The following is a 15,189-nucleotide window of genomic DNA, read 5'->3' as shown; positions in this document are numbered from 1 at the left end:
CCACCGCTCCCTCTCCGCCGTTCCAGCGCTCGATTCTTCTCTTCCCCTCCGCGAGTCCTCTCGGTCGACGGAACCGATCCGGTCCAGAGGGATCACTTTCGGGTCCGTGCCGAACCGGCCGTGTCGGGCCGGCCGCATGGGGCCATCGGATATCGAATCCCTTGGTTGTCGGCGCTTTGTGAGTTCATATCCGAAATATCGTTTGCGTACGTCCCTCGCCCCGGGGGCGGTGGTCACGACCTCCCACGCGGGGGAGAGGAGGGCGCCCGTGGACGCGCCGGGCGGGGTCATCGCCCCGGGACGCCTCCGAAAGGGCCGCCTCCGAAAGGGCCGGGTCCGTACACGGGCCGTGTCACTCCAGGGGTGACGAGGAGGAGAGGCGTCCTCTTCCGGGTCATGTCCCCTGGAGCGGCGCGGCTCTCTCGCGGCAGCGTCTTCACCGGTCATTCCGGTGACCGGAGCGGAACACCCTCCGTGCGTCCTCGGCCCGGTGGGCCGGTGCGGACGCGCCGCCGGAGGCGACGATCGGAGGGGGTCCCTCCTCCGCGCTCGGGGCGGCCTGCGGTCACGGGCCGCAGGGCGGGGAACGGGAGGCGATCGCCTCCGGGGAACGGCCGCCGAGGGGCCTGGGGCCGCGCGCCGGCCCCGAGAGCGAGGGAAGGACACCTGTTGCGGCTGGAACGACGCCTCGCGTCCCCGGCCGCACCGGGTGAGAGACCCTCGCGCCACGCCCCGGGGCCCGGTGATCGGCCCTCCGTCACCGAGACCCCGCTGATCCGGCGATCCGGTCGGCCGCGTATTCTTCCGTCGAGATGACCGATGAATCGCGAGAATCATGGTAAAGGTGGTGCGAACGGATACGGAACGGGCGAGAACCCGTTTTTTCGGCGGTGTTCTTTGGCGCCTCCATGGCCGTGATCGGCCACGGAACCTCCTGGATCCGTGATGTACGGGACCGATGGTGCGCATATCCTTTTTTCGTCCAAGGCCGGCACATAATCTGTCACCGGGCGAACCGACGGCCGTTCCCAGGGTTCTCACCACACGTATGGCGGGTGGTTCTCGTGCCCTGTCGTCCCCGGAGCGTCCGGGAACGTACGTTCGGTACGCGCCGAACACGCGCGCCAGGGTCCCGTCGTCGCCGACACCCGGACCCGGAGAGTGGAAAGCGAACCCCCCCATGGCATCGACAGTCGTCTTACCACCGCACATCCGGCCCCTCCTGCCCGAGGACCCGCCCTGGGTGGGCGCGCACCGGCTGATCGGCCGCCTCGGCGCCTCCGGCCTCGGTGTCGTCCACGCCGCCGTGACCCCCGAGGGCCACGCGCTGGCGCTCAAGGTCATGAACGAGGAGTGGGTGTCCGCCACCGCCCCCGACGCGGTCCTCGACCCGCGTCGTCCACGCGGCGAGTACGGGCTCGGCGTGCTCGACTGCGGCGTCCACCGCAACCGACCCTGGGCCGCGGTCGAGTACCTGCCCGCCCTCGACCTCGGTGTGCACGCGGGGGTCCGCGGACCGTTCGGCGGTCAGACGCTCCTGGTGCTGGCCGCGGGCATCGCCGAGGCCCTGACGGCGGTGCACGCCGGGCGTGTCCCCCACGGCGACGTCAAACCCGGCAACGTCCTGGTGACGGCGGCCGGTCCGCGTCTGGTCGACTTCGGGCTGGCCCGCCAGGTCGACGACGGCGACTCGAACACCACCATCGGCAGCCCGGGGTGGCTGGCCCCCGAACGCTACGCCGGGAAACGCCCCGACGAGGCCTCCGACGTCTTCTCGTGGGCCTGTACGGTCCTCTTCGCCGCCACCGGCCTGCCTCCGTTCGGCACCATCGCCTCGCAGTCGGAGGCGGTCGCCCGGACCAACGCCGGCGTCGACCTGTCCGTGATCCCCCCGGGCCCGGCCCGGATCCTGGCACGGGCCCTGGACCGCGACCCGGCCCGGCGTCCCTCCGCCGAGGAGATCCACCTCGAATGCCTGCTGTTGCTGGGGGTGTCCGAGGACACCCCCCGCGAGGCGTGGGGCGACCGGTTCCACGGGTTCGTCCGCTCCCACTGGCCCTACGTGGACGTGGCCTGGCACCGGCCCGAACGGTGGGCCCAGGCGGCCCGCGGACTGGACGCGGAGGCCGCCGCGTCGGGGCGCCGGACCTGGACGCCCGCCAAGGTGGAGAACGCCCGCCGGCTCGTCAGCACCCGCGACCCCATCACGGGCGAACTGAAGATGGTCCCCGCCCCGGGGAGCGACGCCCCGGTCACGGCGGCGGCGACCGGCGACGGGTACGACGCGGCGGACCACGAGGTCCGAAGCGGCCCCGACGACCGGGCCACCGACCGGGACACCGACCGGGACAGCGAGGGAACGGGCGCCGAGGGCGGCCGTGCCGACCGGCGTCGACGCGAACGTCGTGGCGGCGGTGCCGGACGGGTTCTCGCCGTGGGCGCCGCCTGCTGCTTCGCGCTCGCGGTGGCGGGCGGCGGCGGTTACGTGCTGTTCGACGCCCTGGCCCAGGACGCCGAACCCGTCTCCGAAACCCCGGGCACCGACGCGAACGACCCGCAGGAGAGCGCCCCGCCCACCGGCATCGACCTGGTGGCGGCCTCTCTGGACCGGTTGACGGCGGCCCGGACCCTGGAGATGACCATCCTCACCCACGCCGGCAACGGCGAGGGCTACGGGCAGCCGCTGCCCGGGAACACGGCGGCCTCCCCCACCCTGTTCGACCGGGTGCTGTACCAGGCCGACCCCGAGGCCGTGCGCTGGACCAGTACCGTCAGCGGCGCCCGGGCCGCTGATCTGATGTTCGTCGACGGGGAACTGCTGTACAGCGGGACCACGGCGTGGAACGGGCCCGCCGTGTGGGCGCCGGCCGCCGCCACGGACCTGGGCGCCTCCGAGGCGGTGTTCGACCCCGAGCGCATCCTCGAACCGTTGGCCCGGGTCGTGGAGACCGGCACCGTCACCTCCGAGGAGGAGACGGTGTTCGCCGCGCCCGGACCCGTGGAGGACGCCTACGGACACCTGGCGGGGGAGGACCCGCCCGACGAGGTTCCGGCCGTGCTCGTCGAAGGGACCTTCCTGCCGGAGACCGCGTCGGAGGAGATCGGGTTCACCCTGGTGGCCACCGAGGACGGGGTCCCGTTGGCGTTCGCGACCGAGGGCGCACCCCAGGGCGGCTACGTGCTCAACGGTCGGCCGATCGCCCAACGGCTCCCGGCGGCCTTCACCGAGCCGGTCCCCGAGCCGGAGTACTGGTACACCCGCTACACGTTCGTCGGCGTCGACGGGGACCTCGACGTGGGGGTCCCCGAGCCCGAGGACGTGCAGCGCGCCGTACGCCCCACGGGGGAGTGACGGCCCCGGACGTGAGGCATCCCGCGACGTCGGTTCACGGTGTCGGCCCGCCCGGGGCCGGCACCCGGATGTCGGCCCCCCGCACCAGGCGTCGCACGTGGATCCACCCGCCGCCGGCCGCCCGCACCCGGCGCGTGATCATCACCGCGCCGTAGCCGAACAGCAGCGCGAACAAAGGGATCGCCCGCCCGTTGACCAGGGTCGACTGGACGAACGTCACGATCTGATCGGCGAGGGAGCGGACCGGATCGGGGCCGGTGAGGAAGAACCGCGCGTTGACCAGCGCGATGAACAACATGAACCCCCGGGACAGGTCGGGGGCCGGGGACCGCCCGGCGGGTGTCCCCCTCCGGAGGGCGTGGCCCGTCCGTGGACGTGCGAAGCCATGCTGTTCCCTTCCGTGCACCGTACGCGTGCGCCGTGCGCACGTCTCGTGAGGCTCCGAACCTACGGAGATCGGGTGCGGGAGTCGCCGGGGCCGACCCGTCGATCCCCGGTGGGGCGGGCCCCACCCACCACGGTGGACATCTCCGAGCGGGCCGGGTAACGTCACGGCCGTGTCGCGTGTCCTCGACCAAGAGCAGTGGGCCGGTCGGGTCGGCATGGAGGCACCAGGACCATCGGGAGTCGATCGTGAACCACCACATCGCGCACCGCGCCTAGCCGAACCGGCATCCGGACACGGCCGTCGGCCGTGCCCGTGAGCCCGCACCGCGGCCTCCCCGAAGTCCCTTCGCATTCCCTTGTGCGCTCGCGCGCCACCGGTCCCGTTCGTGCGCCGGAGCGCCCGCGACGTCCCGTGCCACCGTCCGGTGCGCACGCTCTCCTCTGGGACGGCCGCCCCCACCGACCCGACCCGTCCCGAGGAGGACACCTCTTGAGAGCCCGGACCGACGAGACCCCCGACACCCCGGGGCCGTTCGACCGACCCGAACCGCACGTCAGTGACTTCAACGAGCCCGTCGTCGCGGAGTTCCGCGCCAACGGGGGCCGCGTCGGCGGCATGTTCGAAGGCGGAGACCTGCTGTTGCTCACCACCGTCGGCGCGCGCAGCGGCCACGAGCACACCACCCCGCTGGGCTACGTCCGCGTCGACGGACGGCTGCTCGTCATCGGATCCGCCGGCGGATCCGACCGGCACCCCGCCTGGTACCACAACCTGCTCGCACACCCCATGGTGCGCGTCGAACTGGGCACCGAGGAGTTCGCCGCGATCGCGGTGCCCGCCGAAGGCGACGACCGCGACGCGCTCTTCGCCGAGGTCGCCCGACGGGTACCCGGATACGGCGACTACCAGGACGGGACCGAACGGATCCTGCCGGTGATCGCCCTGGAGCCGATGGCCGAGGAGGAGACCACCCCCGCCGCGAACCTCGCCGAGGCGCTGGTCCGGGTGCACCGGTGGCTGCGCGGGCAACTCCTCCGGGTACGCGAGGAGACCGACGCCTACCTCGCCGACCGTGACGAGCGCGCCGCCCGGGAGGGCGCCGTCCCCGCCCCCGGGCTCACGTTGCAGCTGCGCCAGCACTGTCTGGGCTTCTGCGAGTCCCTGCACACGCACCACGACAAGGAGGAGATGATGTTCCCCGCCTTGGCCGAGCGGCACCCGCACCTGGCCGACACCCTGCGCCGGTTGTCGGAGGAGCACCGCACGGTCGACCGCATCCGCGCCGACCTCCAGGCACTCCTCGCCGGGCTCGCCACCGCGGACCCGCGCGCGTTCGGCGCGGAGCTGGACCGGATGAGCCGGGAACTGGAGGCCCACCTCGACCACGAGGAGGCCACCCTCCTCCCGGTCCTGGCGGCGATCCCGCTGCCGACCGGCTGACGGGTCGGACGTTCGACCCGCGAGGGGACCCCGGGCCCGACCCGCCCTCGGGCTGGGTCGGTGCCCTCCGGGGACGGTGGGGGAGGGGTCGGTAGCGGCGAGGAGGGCCCTACGTAGGACCCCCGGCACAGCCGAGGTTACGTAGCGAACACGTATGGTCCGGGTCGCCCTCCGTGACGGATCATGAGTGTCGGGTGGCCACCCTTCCACATCCCCCGTCCCCCACCATCCCCCCGAAGGGTTCTCCGCATCATGCGCAAGAGCAAGGTAGGCGCGGTCCTCGCGGCCGTCGCCCTGCTGCCTGTCATGTTCGCAACGCCGGCCCTCGCGGAGGAGGTCCCGGACTTCCTCGACACCTCCGACGTCACCGAGCGCACCTACATCGTCGTCCTGGACGAGTCCGCCTCGCCCGAAGAGGTCGCCGAACGTCACGACGACGACCCCATCGGCGTCTACGAGCACGCCCTCACCGGTTACGCGGCCGAGATGACCGCCGCCGACGCCGCGGACCTCCTCCGGGACCCGGAGGTGGCCTACGTCCAGGAGGACCAGCCGGTCCACACCTTCGACCAGGACGTGCCGAACGGCATCGCCCGCACCTTCGCCCCCGACAACCCCAACCTGGCCATCAACGGGCAGGACGACTACGTGCCCGACGTGGCCGTCGCCGTCCTGGACACCGGTGTCGACGGGGCCCACCCCGACCTCAACGTGGTGAACTCCGTCAACTGCACCAGCGGCACCTGTGTGGCCAACACCGCCACCGACGGCAACGGGCACGGCACCCACGTCGCGGGCACCATCGGGGCCATCGACAACGACCAGGGCGTCGTCGGCATCGCCCCCGGCGCCGACATCTGGAACGTCCAGGTCCTCAGCGCGGGCGGCAGCGGCTCCCTGGCCGGCATCGCCGCGGGTGTGGACTACGTCGTCGCCAACGCCGGGGACATCGCCGTCGCCAACATGAGCCTGGGCTGTGAGGGCTGCTCCGACCAGGCCATCAGCCAGGCGATCGCCTCCGCCGTCGACTCCGGGGTCGCCTTCGCGGTCGCGGCCGGCAACAGCTCCCGCAACGCGGCGAACTTCTTCCCCGCCAACCACCCCGACGTCCTCACCGTCTCCTCGATGGCCGACTCCGACGGTGCCCCCGGCGGCACCGGCGGGACGCTTCCCTGCACCGGTGACGACGACGACACCCTGTCCTACTTCTCCAACTACGGTCAGGTCGTCGAGATCGCCGCTCCGGGCTCGTGCGTCGTCTCCACCGTTCCCGGTGGCGGATACGGCAGCAAGAGCGGCACCTCCATGGCCGCCCCGCACGCCGCGGGCGGCCTGGCGCTGTTGGCCGTCGGCGACGCCAAGCCCAGCGACCGCAACGGCGTCAACGCGATCTACGCCACCCTGATCGGCGCCGGCAACCACGACTGGACCGACACCTCCAACGACGGGTACCACGAGCCGCTGCTGGACGTCGGCGACCCGGACGTCTTCCCGGCGGACGGGGACGGCGCGCCGCCCGAAGGGCCGGTCGCCTCGCTCACCCACGCCTGCGACGACGCCACGCTGACCTGCTCGTTCGACGGTTCCGCCTCCACCTCCGACGGTGAGATCACCGGCTGGGACTGGGAGTTCGGCGACGGCTCCGGCGACAGCGGCGCCACCGTGGAGCACACCTACGGCGCCGAAGGCGACTACACCGTGACCCTCACGGTCACCGACGACTCCGGGGCGACCGACAGCACCACCGCGACCGTGTCGGTGGGATCCCCCGGCGGAGGCGAGGGCCCCACGGCCGCCTTCGGCGGCGGGTGCTACACCTTCTTCTACCTCTGCGAGTTCAACGCCTCGTCCTCCACGGCGGGCGACGCCCCGATCGTGTCCTACTCCTGGGACTTCGGTGACGGCTACACCGGCAGCGGTGTCTCCACCTGGCACTTCTACCCGCGGTCCGGCACCTACGTCGTCACGCTGACCGTCACCGACGCCGACGGCGCGACCGGTTCGACCTCCAAGAGGATCACCCTGTAACACCCACTCCCGTACCCATCCCGGCGACCCCTCCCCGAACCCCCGGGGGAGGGGTCGCACCTTTGGGCCGGCCGTGACCGGACACGGGTTTGCCGGAGGGTGCGCCAGGGGCGACGATGGTGTCGTCAAAGGACAACGGAGGCATATCCCCCATGACGTCGAACCCCGCGCCGAGGCTGACCGCGCACACCGAACCGCTCACCTCCGACGACCCCCGGGAGATCGGCGGGCACCGGATCGAGGGACGGGTGCTCGACGGCGGGGGCGCCGTCCTGTACGCCGCGCGCCCGGCGGAGGGGGAACCGGTCCTGGTCGCCCTCGCCCGAGCGGAGGAGGCCGACCCGGTGCTCCCCGAGCCCGACGGCGCGGGCGTGTGCGCGGTGGGGGTGATCGAGACGGGCACCCTCGACGGGAGACCGTGGGCGGTACTGCCCGACCAGCCGGGGCCGCACCTGCGCGGGCACGTGGCCGCGCGGGGGGCGTTGCCGCCCTGGGGAGCGGTCGTCCTCGCGGCGGCGGTGGCCGAGTCGCTGGCGGTGCTCCACCGGCAGGGGACCGCGCACGGGCAGGTCGGACCGGACACGGTGGTCCTCACCGACGGAGGGCCGCGCGTCCTCGACACCGGGCTGGGCCGACGGGCGGCGGCCCCGGTCGCACCCGGACTGCGGGGCGTCTCGGGATGGGTGGCACCGGAGGTCTACGGCGGGGGGCGGCCGACCCCGGCGGCGGACGTGTTCGGCTGGGCGTGCCTGGTGGTGCTGGCGGCGACCGCTCGGGAGCCGTTCGGGGAGTCGCCGGCGTCGCGGTTGGGCGAACGCGCGGCCCTGGTGGAGATGGAGCGGCGCGCCCGTCAGGACACGGTCGACCTGGAGGGGGTGCCGCAGAGCCTGCGCGAGGTCGTCGCGGGTGCGCTGTCGCCGAACCCGGACGACCGTCCGTCGGCGGAGGAGACACTCGCCGCGGCCCTGCGCCACCTCGACGGTGGTGACGCCGCACCGACGGCGGACCGCCTCCGCGCCGCCCTGTCGGGTACCCGCGGTCCCGCGAGTGTTCCACCCGGTCCCGTCGCCCCGGTGACCCCCGTCGTCCCCACCCCGGGGGACGTCTCCTCCACCGAGGACACCACGGTCCCGTCGGCCTTCGGCGTCTCCGGCGCCGAGGCGCCGGAGACCCCCGTGGAGACGGGCGTCGCCTCCCCCGGTGAGGCGACCCCTCCGGAAGCCGCGGACACCACGGACACCACCACCGTTCCGGGGCGCCCCGGGACCACCGGACCCACGGGTCCGCCGGGAGCGGACAGCGCCGCTCCCACGGGGTTCGGCATCTACACCGACCCCGTCACCTTGGAAGGCTCCGCCGTGGCCGGCGCGGCTCCCGCCCCCCTCGCGCCGGGCACCCCCCTCGCTCCGGGAGGCCTCGGCACCCCGCCCTTCCCCTATGCGCGGGCGGGCGGCGCCCCCACGGGCTTCGGCGTCCACCCCGTGTCGGGCGCCCCGGCGGCCGGGCGACCCGTGACGCCCCGGAACGCTCCCGGGGAGGCGGCCGGAACGATCGCCACGCCGGCGCGCGGAGCGGCGCAGCACGGGCGGACGTCGCTCCTGGTCAATGCCGCCGTGGTGAGTGCGCTGCTACTCGGTGTGCTGGTGGTGATGCTGTTCCGGGTGGGATTTCTGTGACCGTTGGGCGCGTGCGCCGCATCTGACGCGGGCGCACGGGACCGGGCGGCGTACACGCTCGTCGTGCCACCCGACGGGTCCTCCGCGGATGAGCCGCGAACCGGTCCCCGGTGACCGTCGCCGTGTCCGAGCGGCATCCGCGGAACACGTTTCAGCCTCCCAGGATGCTCCCCAGGTCGACGTCGGTGCCGAGGAACATGGAGCCGACGATGAGCAGCAGCAGGCCCGGCAGCAGCGTCACCGCCGTGATCATGGTGACGCGCGGGTTCAGGCGCTGGGCCTTGCGGCGCATGTACTGGGCGTCCTCACGGCGCATGTCCTGGCTGATGTTCACCAGGGTGTCGCTGAGCGGCGCCCCCAGCTCCTCCGCCTGCTGGATGGCGGTGACGAACTTGCTCAGGGAGTCGTTGCGGTTGCGGCGACGCAGGGTCTCGAACGCCTCCCGGCGTGAGGTGCCCAGTTCCATCTGCCTCAGCGCCAGGGTGAACTCGTCGGCCAGCACCCCCGGCATGGACTCGGCCACCCGCGCCACCGCGGCGCGGAACGACAGCCCCGCGCTGACCGTCACGGCCAGGACGTCCAGGAAGTCCGGCAGCTGGGACTGCACCCGGTCGGCGCGCTCCTGGGCCTGTACGTACAGGTTGAGGTCCGTGAGCCCGGCGAACGCCAGCACGACGAGCCCGATGAGCGGGCTGTCGGCCACGAACATCAGCACGCCCAGCGACCCGTACAGGGAGATCTCGCCGATCTTGCGCCGCAGGTAGCGTTCCAGGGTGAGCCCGTCGGGCCGCCCCGCGACCTCGATCCTCCGGGTGATGGAGCGCCGTCGGGCCTCGCTGAGCGAATCCAGCACGAGCCCCGAGAACGGCCGCCCGATCGCCTCGGTGATCCGGTGCAGGACGAAGGTGCCCTCCGCCTTCGTCTTGGGCAGGCGTGCGAGGGAGTCGTCCACCCGTACCCGGGTCTGCGACATCATCAGGTGCACCCCGTACGCCGCCAGCGGTACGAGCAGGGCGGCTGCCGCGGACAGCGCGATGGGAACCCACGCCAGGTTCATCACAGGCTCCTCGTCACAGGTCGAACTTGGTGATGCGGGACACCAACAGGAAACCGATGGAGAACAGCGCCGCCACCACCAGGAGGACGCCGATACCCGCCGCCGAGGTGGTCATGGTCCGCAGGATCCCCGGTTCGATCGCGTTGATCAGGAACAGCGCGCCCACCGACATGAAGCCCAGCGCCCACACCGTGCTGGTGGTCTCGCTCAGGATGGTCCGCACCTCGCGCCGGGTCTCCTTGCGGTTCTCCAAGGTGGCGGAGATGTTGCGCAACGCCGTGACCAGCGAACCGCCCGAGCGCGAGGCCACCAGCAGTGTCGACAGCAGCACCCCCAGCTCGCGGGAGGGCATCCGTTCGCGCAGCTCGGCGACGGCCTCCTCGAAGGACGCGCCGAGCTTCATCGACTCGGTCATCCTCCGCAGCTCCTCCCCGGCCGGCCCGTCGAGCTCCTCGGCGGCGATGGCCACCGCGGTCGGCAGCGCCAACCCCGCGGAGGTGGCGTTGCCCAGCACCCGGGCCAGGTCCGGCAGCTGTCCGGTGAACTCCTCACGGCGCTTGACCTCGGCCCGGTTGAGGTACGAGAAGAACAGGAACGCCACCCCCGCCGCGGCCAGCAGCCCGAAGAACGGGGCCAGCACCTGCCACACCACGATCACCGCCAGCAGCGCCCCGCCGACCAGGCCGAGCACGAACGTCGACACCTTCAGGTCCGTCCCCGACCTGGCGATCCGGCGGTGCAGGCGGGCGCCCCACTGGGTGCGGTGGAGTGCCCGCTCGAACCGGGCCAGGGGTGTGGACGCCGCGTGCTCGACCTGGTCCAAGGCGCTGCGGGCGGCGATGAGCCGCCGCTGTTCGGCGCTGGCGACGAACTGCCACAACGCCCACAGCGCGATCAGCAGCACCATCGCGAGGCCGGTGAGGATCACCGCCATCTGCCAGTTCATCGTGTCTTCCTCTCACCGACCGGCTTCGGGGACCACACCGAACACCGCGGGGACGGTCTCGCCCCTGTGGTGGATCCGCTCGGCCACGTTCCGGGGCAGCGGGAAGTGCAGGAACCGCCCGTCCACCGTCCGGTTCGGGCCGAGCGGCAGCGCCTCGAAGCGCAGCACCGGGTCCAGCCGGAACTCCTCCCGGCGCTTGGACGAGACCACGCTGATCTCGTTGATCCGCCGCGACCCGTCCGGCCACCGCCCCAGGTGCACGATGGCGTCGACCGCGTTGTTGATCTGGTCGCGGATCGCCTCGTAGGGGATCCGCCCGTCGCCCATCGTCGCCAGCGTCTGGAGCCGGTGGATGGCGTCGTCGGCCGAGTTGGCGTGCACGGTCACCAGGGACCCGTCGTGGCCGGTGTTCATGGCCTGGAGCATGTCGATGGTCTCCTCGCCGCGGACCTCACCGACGATGATCCGGTCCGGTCGCATGCGCAGCGCGTTGCGCACCAGGTCGCGGATGGCCACCTCGCCCCGGCCCTCGATGTTGGGCGGACGCGACTCCAGCCGCACCACGTGCTCCTGCATGAGCTGGAGTTCGGCGGAGTCCTCGATGGTGACGATGCGTTCGGTGGGCGGCACGAACCCCGACAGGGCGTTGAGGAACGTCGTCTTACCGGTGCCCGTACCGCCGGACACCACCACGTTGAACCGCGCGCGCACCATCGCCGACAGCAGTACTCCGGTGGCCTGGTCCAGGCTGCCCATCCGCACCAGTTCGTCGATGGGATAGGGCTTGGGGAACCGCCGGATGGTGAGGACCGGACCCGACAGCGACAGCGGCGGGATGATGACGTTGACCCGCTCACCGGTGGGCAGGCGCGCGTCGACCATCGGCGAGGACTCGTCCACCCGGCGGTTGACCAGCGACACGATACGGTCGATGGTCTGGTAGAGCTGTTCCTCGCCGTTGAACGCGGCGTCCACCCGCTGCATGCGCCCACCGCGTTCGATGAACACGTTGTCGGGTCCGTTCACCATGATCTCGGTGATGGTCTCGTCGGCGAGCAGCGGTTCGAGGACGCCCAGGCCGAGCGCCTCGTCGACCACCCTGCGGATGAGCAGTGACCGTTCCCGGTCCGAGAGCACCGGCCCCTCGCGGGTGAGGATGTGCCCGACGACCTTCTCCAACCGCACCCGGCGCTGGGCCAGGGTGAGCCGGGTCAGGTCCTCCAGGTTGATCTCCTCCAGCAGCCGCCGACGCCAGTGCGTCACGCTGCCGCGATCGGTGCGCGCCTCGACGGCGCGGTCTTCTTCCAACCGGTCCTTCAACCCCATGACCGTCGACCCCTTCCCCCTGTGGGGCACCGCCCCGTGTCACACATTCGGCATGTCCACCCGTCGCGTCACGGTGAGCCCGAATCCCGCCGAGGAGAACACGACCGGCAACGGGTGGGACACCTGCACGTAGAAACCCTCGTGATCGTTGGCACCGCTGGTGACGGTCGCCTCGTCGAGCCAGGACGGCAGGGACTCCCGTGCCGTGGCCTCGGCCCCCTCCAACCCCTGGGCGCCCGCGACACGGGCCCCCGACCGGGCCGCCGACTCCAACCGTTCGGTGGCCACGAACGCCAGGAACGCCTCGATGGCGACGACCGCGGTGAGCAGCAGCACCGGGAAGGCCATGGCGAACTCCAGCAGTGGGCCGCCCCGGTCGTCGCGGCGACGCCGACGGGCGGTCACGACACGTCCCCGCGTGGTCGGATCTCGGGGACGATCCGGGATTCGGCGGCGATGTCCCACGGCCCGCTCGCCCCCGGCAGGAAGATCGGCATGGCCAGGGTGACCCGCGCGTAGCGGACTCCGTCGCGTTCGACGATCTCCACGGTCATGGTGTCCGCCCCGTCCCAGGGGGGACGGACCCGCTTGCGGGCCTCCTCGTCCACGCGCCCCATGTCGTCGGGGGTGACCGCCGCCTGCCGGGCCGCCTCGGCGGCCCCGTGCGAGGCGTACATGGAGGTGATCCCGAGCAGCAGCACCTGCCACACCAGGGCCAGCGCCAGCATCAGGAACGGCACCACCGCGGCGAACTCCACGAGGACCCCGCCCCGGTCCGATCGCTCACGGTCGGGGCGGCGGGTGCGGCGGGCGGCGCCGGTGTCAGCCACCGAAACCACCGTGACCTCCCGGATCGCGACCGCCGCCCGTGCCGATCCGGCCCGAGTCGGAGACCGAGGCGTTGAGGAACCCCGACACGTCACGGGTGGACGGGTTGGTCTCGGCCACGGCGCGCAGACCGGCCAGACCGCTCGGCGGGGTGGGCGCTCCGCCCTTGCCGTTGCCGCCCTGGGCCGGCGGGCTCAGCAGGTCCAGCTCGGCGGCCAACCGGGAGAACGCCTTGCGCAGGCCCTCATCGGTGACCTTGGTGGGATCGCCGTTGTTCTCACCCGGTTCCAGACCTCGGTAGGAGGCGGGGACGGGGGTGCGCAGCACCTTGGTGTCGAGCAGCTGGCGCAGGAAGTCCGGCTGGATCTCGTTCTTCCGGCTGTGCCTGGTGACCAGCGTGTACACGTCCTGGTGGGAGCGGATCTGGAGGCGTTCCCACATCGCCATCAACCGTTGGGCGCCGCGCAGCGCGGGCACGTCGGGGGTGACGGTGACGACGGAGCGATCGGCGAGCTCCACCGCCATGGCGGTGGCGTCGTTCATGGTGGCGCCGCAGTCCACCACGACCAGCTCGTAGCGCGAGCGCAGCGCGGTCAGCACCCGACGGGCGACCCGGGCGGTGACGTCCTCCCCGCGTTCGCCGTGCTCGGGGGCGAGCAGGACGTGCGGTCCGCGCGGGTCCACGTACAGGGTCTCCGACAACATGCCGGGGGTGATCTCGTCGCCGCTGCCCGCCAGGTCGCCGATGGAGCGGCGGTGCCGCAGGTTGAGGAAGGCGGGCAGATCGCCGGTCTGGAGGTCCAGGTCGACCAGGCACACGACCCGACCGGCGGCGGCCGCCGTGAACGCCAGGTGCACCGCGCAGGTGGTGGTCCCCACCCCGCCCTTGGCGCCGCTGATCGCCAGGACCCGGCCGCGCACCCCGGACGCGGGCAGGTCGAGGGAGGCCGACTCCAGGTGGCGGCGCAGGGTGCGCGACCAGTCGGCGGCCCGGACGATCCGGTTCTCCAGCTCGGCGATGCCCGAGTCGGCCGCCAGCACGCCGCGGGCCCCCGCCTCCATGGCCCCGGTGAAGGTCTCGGGGTCCATGGCGGAGGAGACCAGCAGGATCGCCAACTGCGGGTGCCGATGGGACAGGTCGCGTATGGCGTCGAACACCGGGGCCGGGCCCAGATCCTGGTGGATGAGGACGACGTCGAGTTCGGGGAACTCCCCGGCGGCGTCGATCAGCGCGGCCGTCGTGGACCGGACGGCCACGAGGTCGGCGGAGGTCAACTCGTCGAAGCGCGCGGCCAGCACCATCTCCGTCTCGGAGGTGGGCATGCCCGCCAGGACACGGAAGTTCATCGCCCGCCTCCCCACGGGGCGGTCCGGTCGTCGGTGGTCCCGCTGCCCTCGTCGGGTCCGCCCCCGCCGACGAGATCGTCCATGTCCTCGCTGCAGAACTCGGAGTCGCCCGGGCTGCCGCCGCCCGCCGCGCTCACCAGCGCCAGTCGCATCTTGGTGGAGAAGTCCTCGGCGTAGGCCAGGCGCAGCGCGGCCTGGGGCTCCAACCGGAACGTCACCGGGACGACCCCGGCCACACCGCCGGTGTTCGTCTCCTGGGTGCGCAGCTCGCCGATGTCGAGGACCTCGACCTCGGTCAGGATGCGCACCGCACAGGCCTGGCCGTGGTCGCGGGGCTGGAAGGTGGCGTAGATGTCGACGAACGAACCTCGTTGGACCTTGCCGGCGACCCCGGTCTCGGCGTCGACCATGATCGCGATCTCGCGCTCCCCGGTGGTGAGGGTGGGCTGTGGCTGCACCATGCCCCGTTGCAGGTACACGCCGGCCTCCAGGTGGGAGGCGGCGACGAGCTGCTGGTCGGAGGGGGTCTCGATCTCGGACAGGTCGCCGAGGAACACCTCGGGGTCGAAGTACATGCTCGGTACCTGCACGCGTTCGACGGAGTCCGGGCCGAGGGGCTGGTAGGCGTCCACGTCCTCGGCCAGGCGCAGGACCGTCGCGAAGTCGCCGAGCCGCTCCTCCCTGGCGTCGAGGTAGGTGAAGACGGAGACGAACACGGCGACGGCTCCGAGGGCGGCCACGACCATGAGGAGGACGCCGCGTCGCTGACGGGGGTTCATGGGAGGTGTCTTTCCGTTTCCA

The 15,189-nt window shown here is 72.4% G+C and carries 12 protein-coding genes; 4 read left to right on the top strand and 8 right to left on the bottom strand.

Going from position 1 to position 15,189, the window contains the following annotated elements; translation table 11 throughout:
* The first annotated feature begins 1,180 nt into the window (after positions 1-1,180).
* Positions 1,181-3,352 carry a serine/threonine-protein kinase gene (locus tag RM479_RS04095; protein ID WP_311510341.1) on the top strand — a complete coding sequence of 724 codons (2,172 nt, stop codon included), beginning with the start codon at positions 1,181-1,183 and terminating at the stop codon, positions 3,350-3,352.
* A gap of 34 nt (positions 3,353-3,386) precedes the next feature.
* Here RM479_RS04095 and RM479_RS04090 read toward each other — a convergent pair whose 3' ends face one another.
* Positions 3,387-3,650: a hypothetical protein gene (locus RM479_RS04090; RefSeq protein WP_311510340.1), complete on the bottom strand. Its 264-nt coding sequence runs from the start codon at positions 3,648-3,650 to the stop codon at positions 3,387-3,389.
* A gap of 579 nt (positions 3,651-4,229) precedes the next feature.
* On the opposite strand from RM479_RS04090, the gene RM479_RS04085 reads away from it, so the two are divergent.
* From RM479_RS04085 to RM479_RS04075, 3 genes are all read left to right on the top strand, one after another.
* A complete protein-coding gene (locus tag RM479_RS04085; protein ID WP_311510339.1) occupies positions 4,230-5,180 on the top strand; it encodes a nitroreductase/quinone reductase family protein in 951 nt (316 codons plus the stop codon).
* Positions 5,181-5,432: 252 nt separating this feature from the next.
* The gene (locus tag RM479_RS04080; RefSeq protein ID WP_311510338.1) at positions 5,433-7,208 is read left to right on the top strand and encodes a S8 family serine peptidase; all 1,776 of its coding nucleotides are present in this window, start codon (positions 5,433-5,435) and stop codon (positions 7,206-7,208) included.
* A gap of 152 nt (positions 7,209-7,360) precedes the next feature.
* The gene (locus RM479_RS04075) at positions 7,361-8,884 is read left to right on the top strand and encodes a protein kinase domain-containing protein (RefSeq protein WP_311510337.1); all 1,524 of its coding nucleotides are present in this window, start codon (positions 7,361-7,363) and stop codon (positions 8,882-8,884) included.
* A gap of 151 nt (positions 8,885-9,035) precedes the next feature.
* Here the strand turns inward: RM479_RS04075 and RM479_RS04070 are convergent, their stop codons facing one another.
* The 7 genes from RM479_RS04070 to cpaB all read right to left on the bottom strand — a co-directional run bounded on the left by RM479_RS04070 (position 9,036) and on the right by cpaB (position 15,167).
* The gene (locus tag RM479_RS04070; protein WP_311510336.1) at positions 9,036-9,941 is read right to left on the bottom strand and encodes a type II secretion system F family protein; all 906 of its coding nucleotides are present in this window, start codon (positions 9,939-9,941) and stop codon (positions 9,036-9,038) included.
* A 13-nt stretch (positions 9,942-9,954) separates the two neighbouring features.
* The gene (locus tag RM479_RS04065; protein WP_311510335.1) at positions 9,955-10,887 is read right to left on the bottom strand and encodes a type II secretion system F family protein; all 933 of its coding nucleotides are present in this window, start codon (positions 10,885-10,887) and stop codon (positions 9,955-9,957) included.
* 12 nt (positions 10,888-10,899) lie between these two features.
* Positions 10,900-12,213 (bottom strand): CpaF family protein, encoded by a 1,314-nt coding sequence (locus tag RM479_RS04060; protein ID WP_311510334.1) that lies wholly within the window; start codon positions 12,211-12,213, stop codon positions 10,900-10,902.
* Between the two features lie 39 nt (positions 12,214-12,252).
* Positions 12,253-12,618 carry a TadE/TadG family type IV pilus assembly protein gene (locus RM479_RS04055; protein WP_311510333.1) on the bottom strand — a complete coding sequence of 122 codons (366 nt, stop codon included), beginning with the start codon at positions 12,616-12,618 and terminating at the stop codon, positions 12,253-12,255.
* Positions 12,615-12,971 carry a pilus assembly protein gene (locus tag RM479_RS04050; RefSeq protein WP_311510446.1) on the bottom strand — a complete coding sequence of 119 codons (357 nt, stop codon included), beginning with the start codon at positions 12,969-12,971 and terminating at the stop codon, positions 12,615-12,617. Before RM479_RS04050 ends, RM479_RS04055 begins: the two co-directional genes overlap by 4 nt.
* 64 nt (positions 12,972-13,035) lie before the next feature.
* A complete protein-coding gene (locus RM479_RS04045; protein ID WP_311510332.1) occupies positions 13,036-14,388 on the bottom strand; it encodes an AAA family ATPase in 1,353 nt (450 codons plus the stop codon).
* The gene (gene cpaB / locus RM479_RS04040) at positions 14,385-15,167 is read right to left on the bottom strand and encodes a Flp pilus assembly protein CpaB (RefSeq protein WP_311510331.1); all 783 of its coding nucleotides are present in this window, start codon (positions 15,165-15,167) and stop codon (positions 14,385-14,387) included. Before cpaB ends, RM479_RS04045 begins: the two co-directional genes overlap by 4 nt.
* Between the last annotated feature and the right edge of the window lie 22 nt (positions 15,168-15,189).

This window comes from Nocardiopsis lambiniae (assembly GCF_031845465.1).
GTDB classification, from domain to species: domain Bacteria; phylum Actinomycetota; class Actinomycetes; order Streptosporangiales; family Streptosporangiaceae; genus Nocardiopsis; species Nocardiopsis lambiniae.
Note: the sequence above shows the minus strand (reverse complement) of the source record. Positions and strands in the feature narration are given on the sequence as shown.

Coding starts and splice junctions, on each gene's coding strand:
- RM479_RS04095 (WP_311510341.1), top strand. CDS start 1,181: ATGGCATCGACAGTCGTCTTACCACCGCACATCCGGCCCCTCCTGCCC.
- RM479_RS04090 (WP_311510340.1), bottom strand. CDS start 3,650: ATGTTGTTCATCGCGCTGGTCAACGCGCGGTTCTTCCTCACCGGCCCC.
- RM479_RS04075 (WP_311510337.1), top strand. CDS start 7,361: ATGACGTCGAACCCCGCGCCGAGGCTGACCGCGCACACCGAACCGCTC.
- RM479_RS04080 (WP_311510338.1), top strand. CDS start 5,433: ATGCGCAAGAGCAAGGTAGGCGCGGTCCTCGCGGCCGTCGCCCTGCTG.
- RM479_RS04060 (WP_311510334.1), bottom strand. CDS start 12,213: ATGGGGTTGAAGGACCGGTTGGAAGAAGACCGCGCCGTCGAGGCGCGC.
- RM479_RS04045 (WP_311510332.1), bottom strand. CDS start 14,388: ATGAACTTCCGTGTCCTGGCGGGCATGCCCACCTCCGAGACGGAGATG.
- cpaB (WP_311510331.1), bottom strand. CDS start 15,167: ATGAACCCCCGTCAGCGACGCGGCGTCCTCCTCATGGTCGTGGCCGCC.
- RM479_RS04065 (WP_311510335.1), bottom strand. CDS start 10,887: ATGAACTGGCAGATGGCGGTGATCCTCACCGGCCTCGCGATGGTGCTG.
- RM479_RS04070 (WP_311510336.1), bottom strand. CDS start 9,941: ATGAACCTGGCGTGGGTTCCCATCGCGCTGTCCGCGGCAGCCGCCCTG.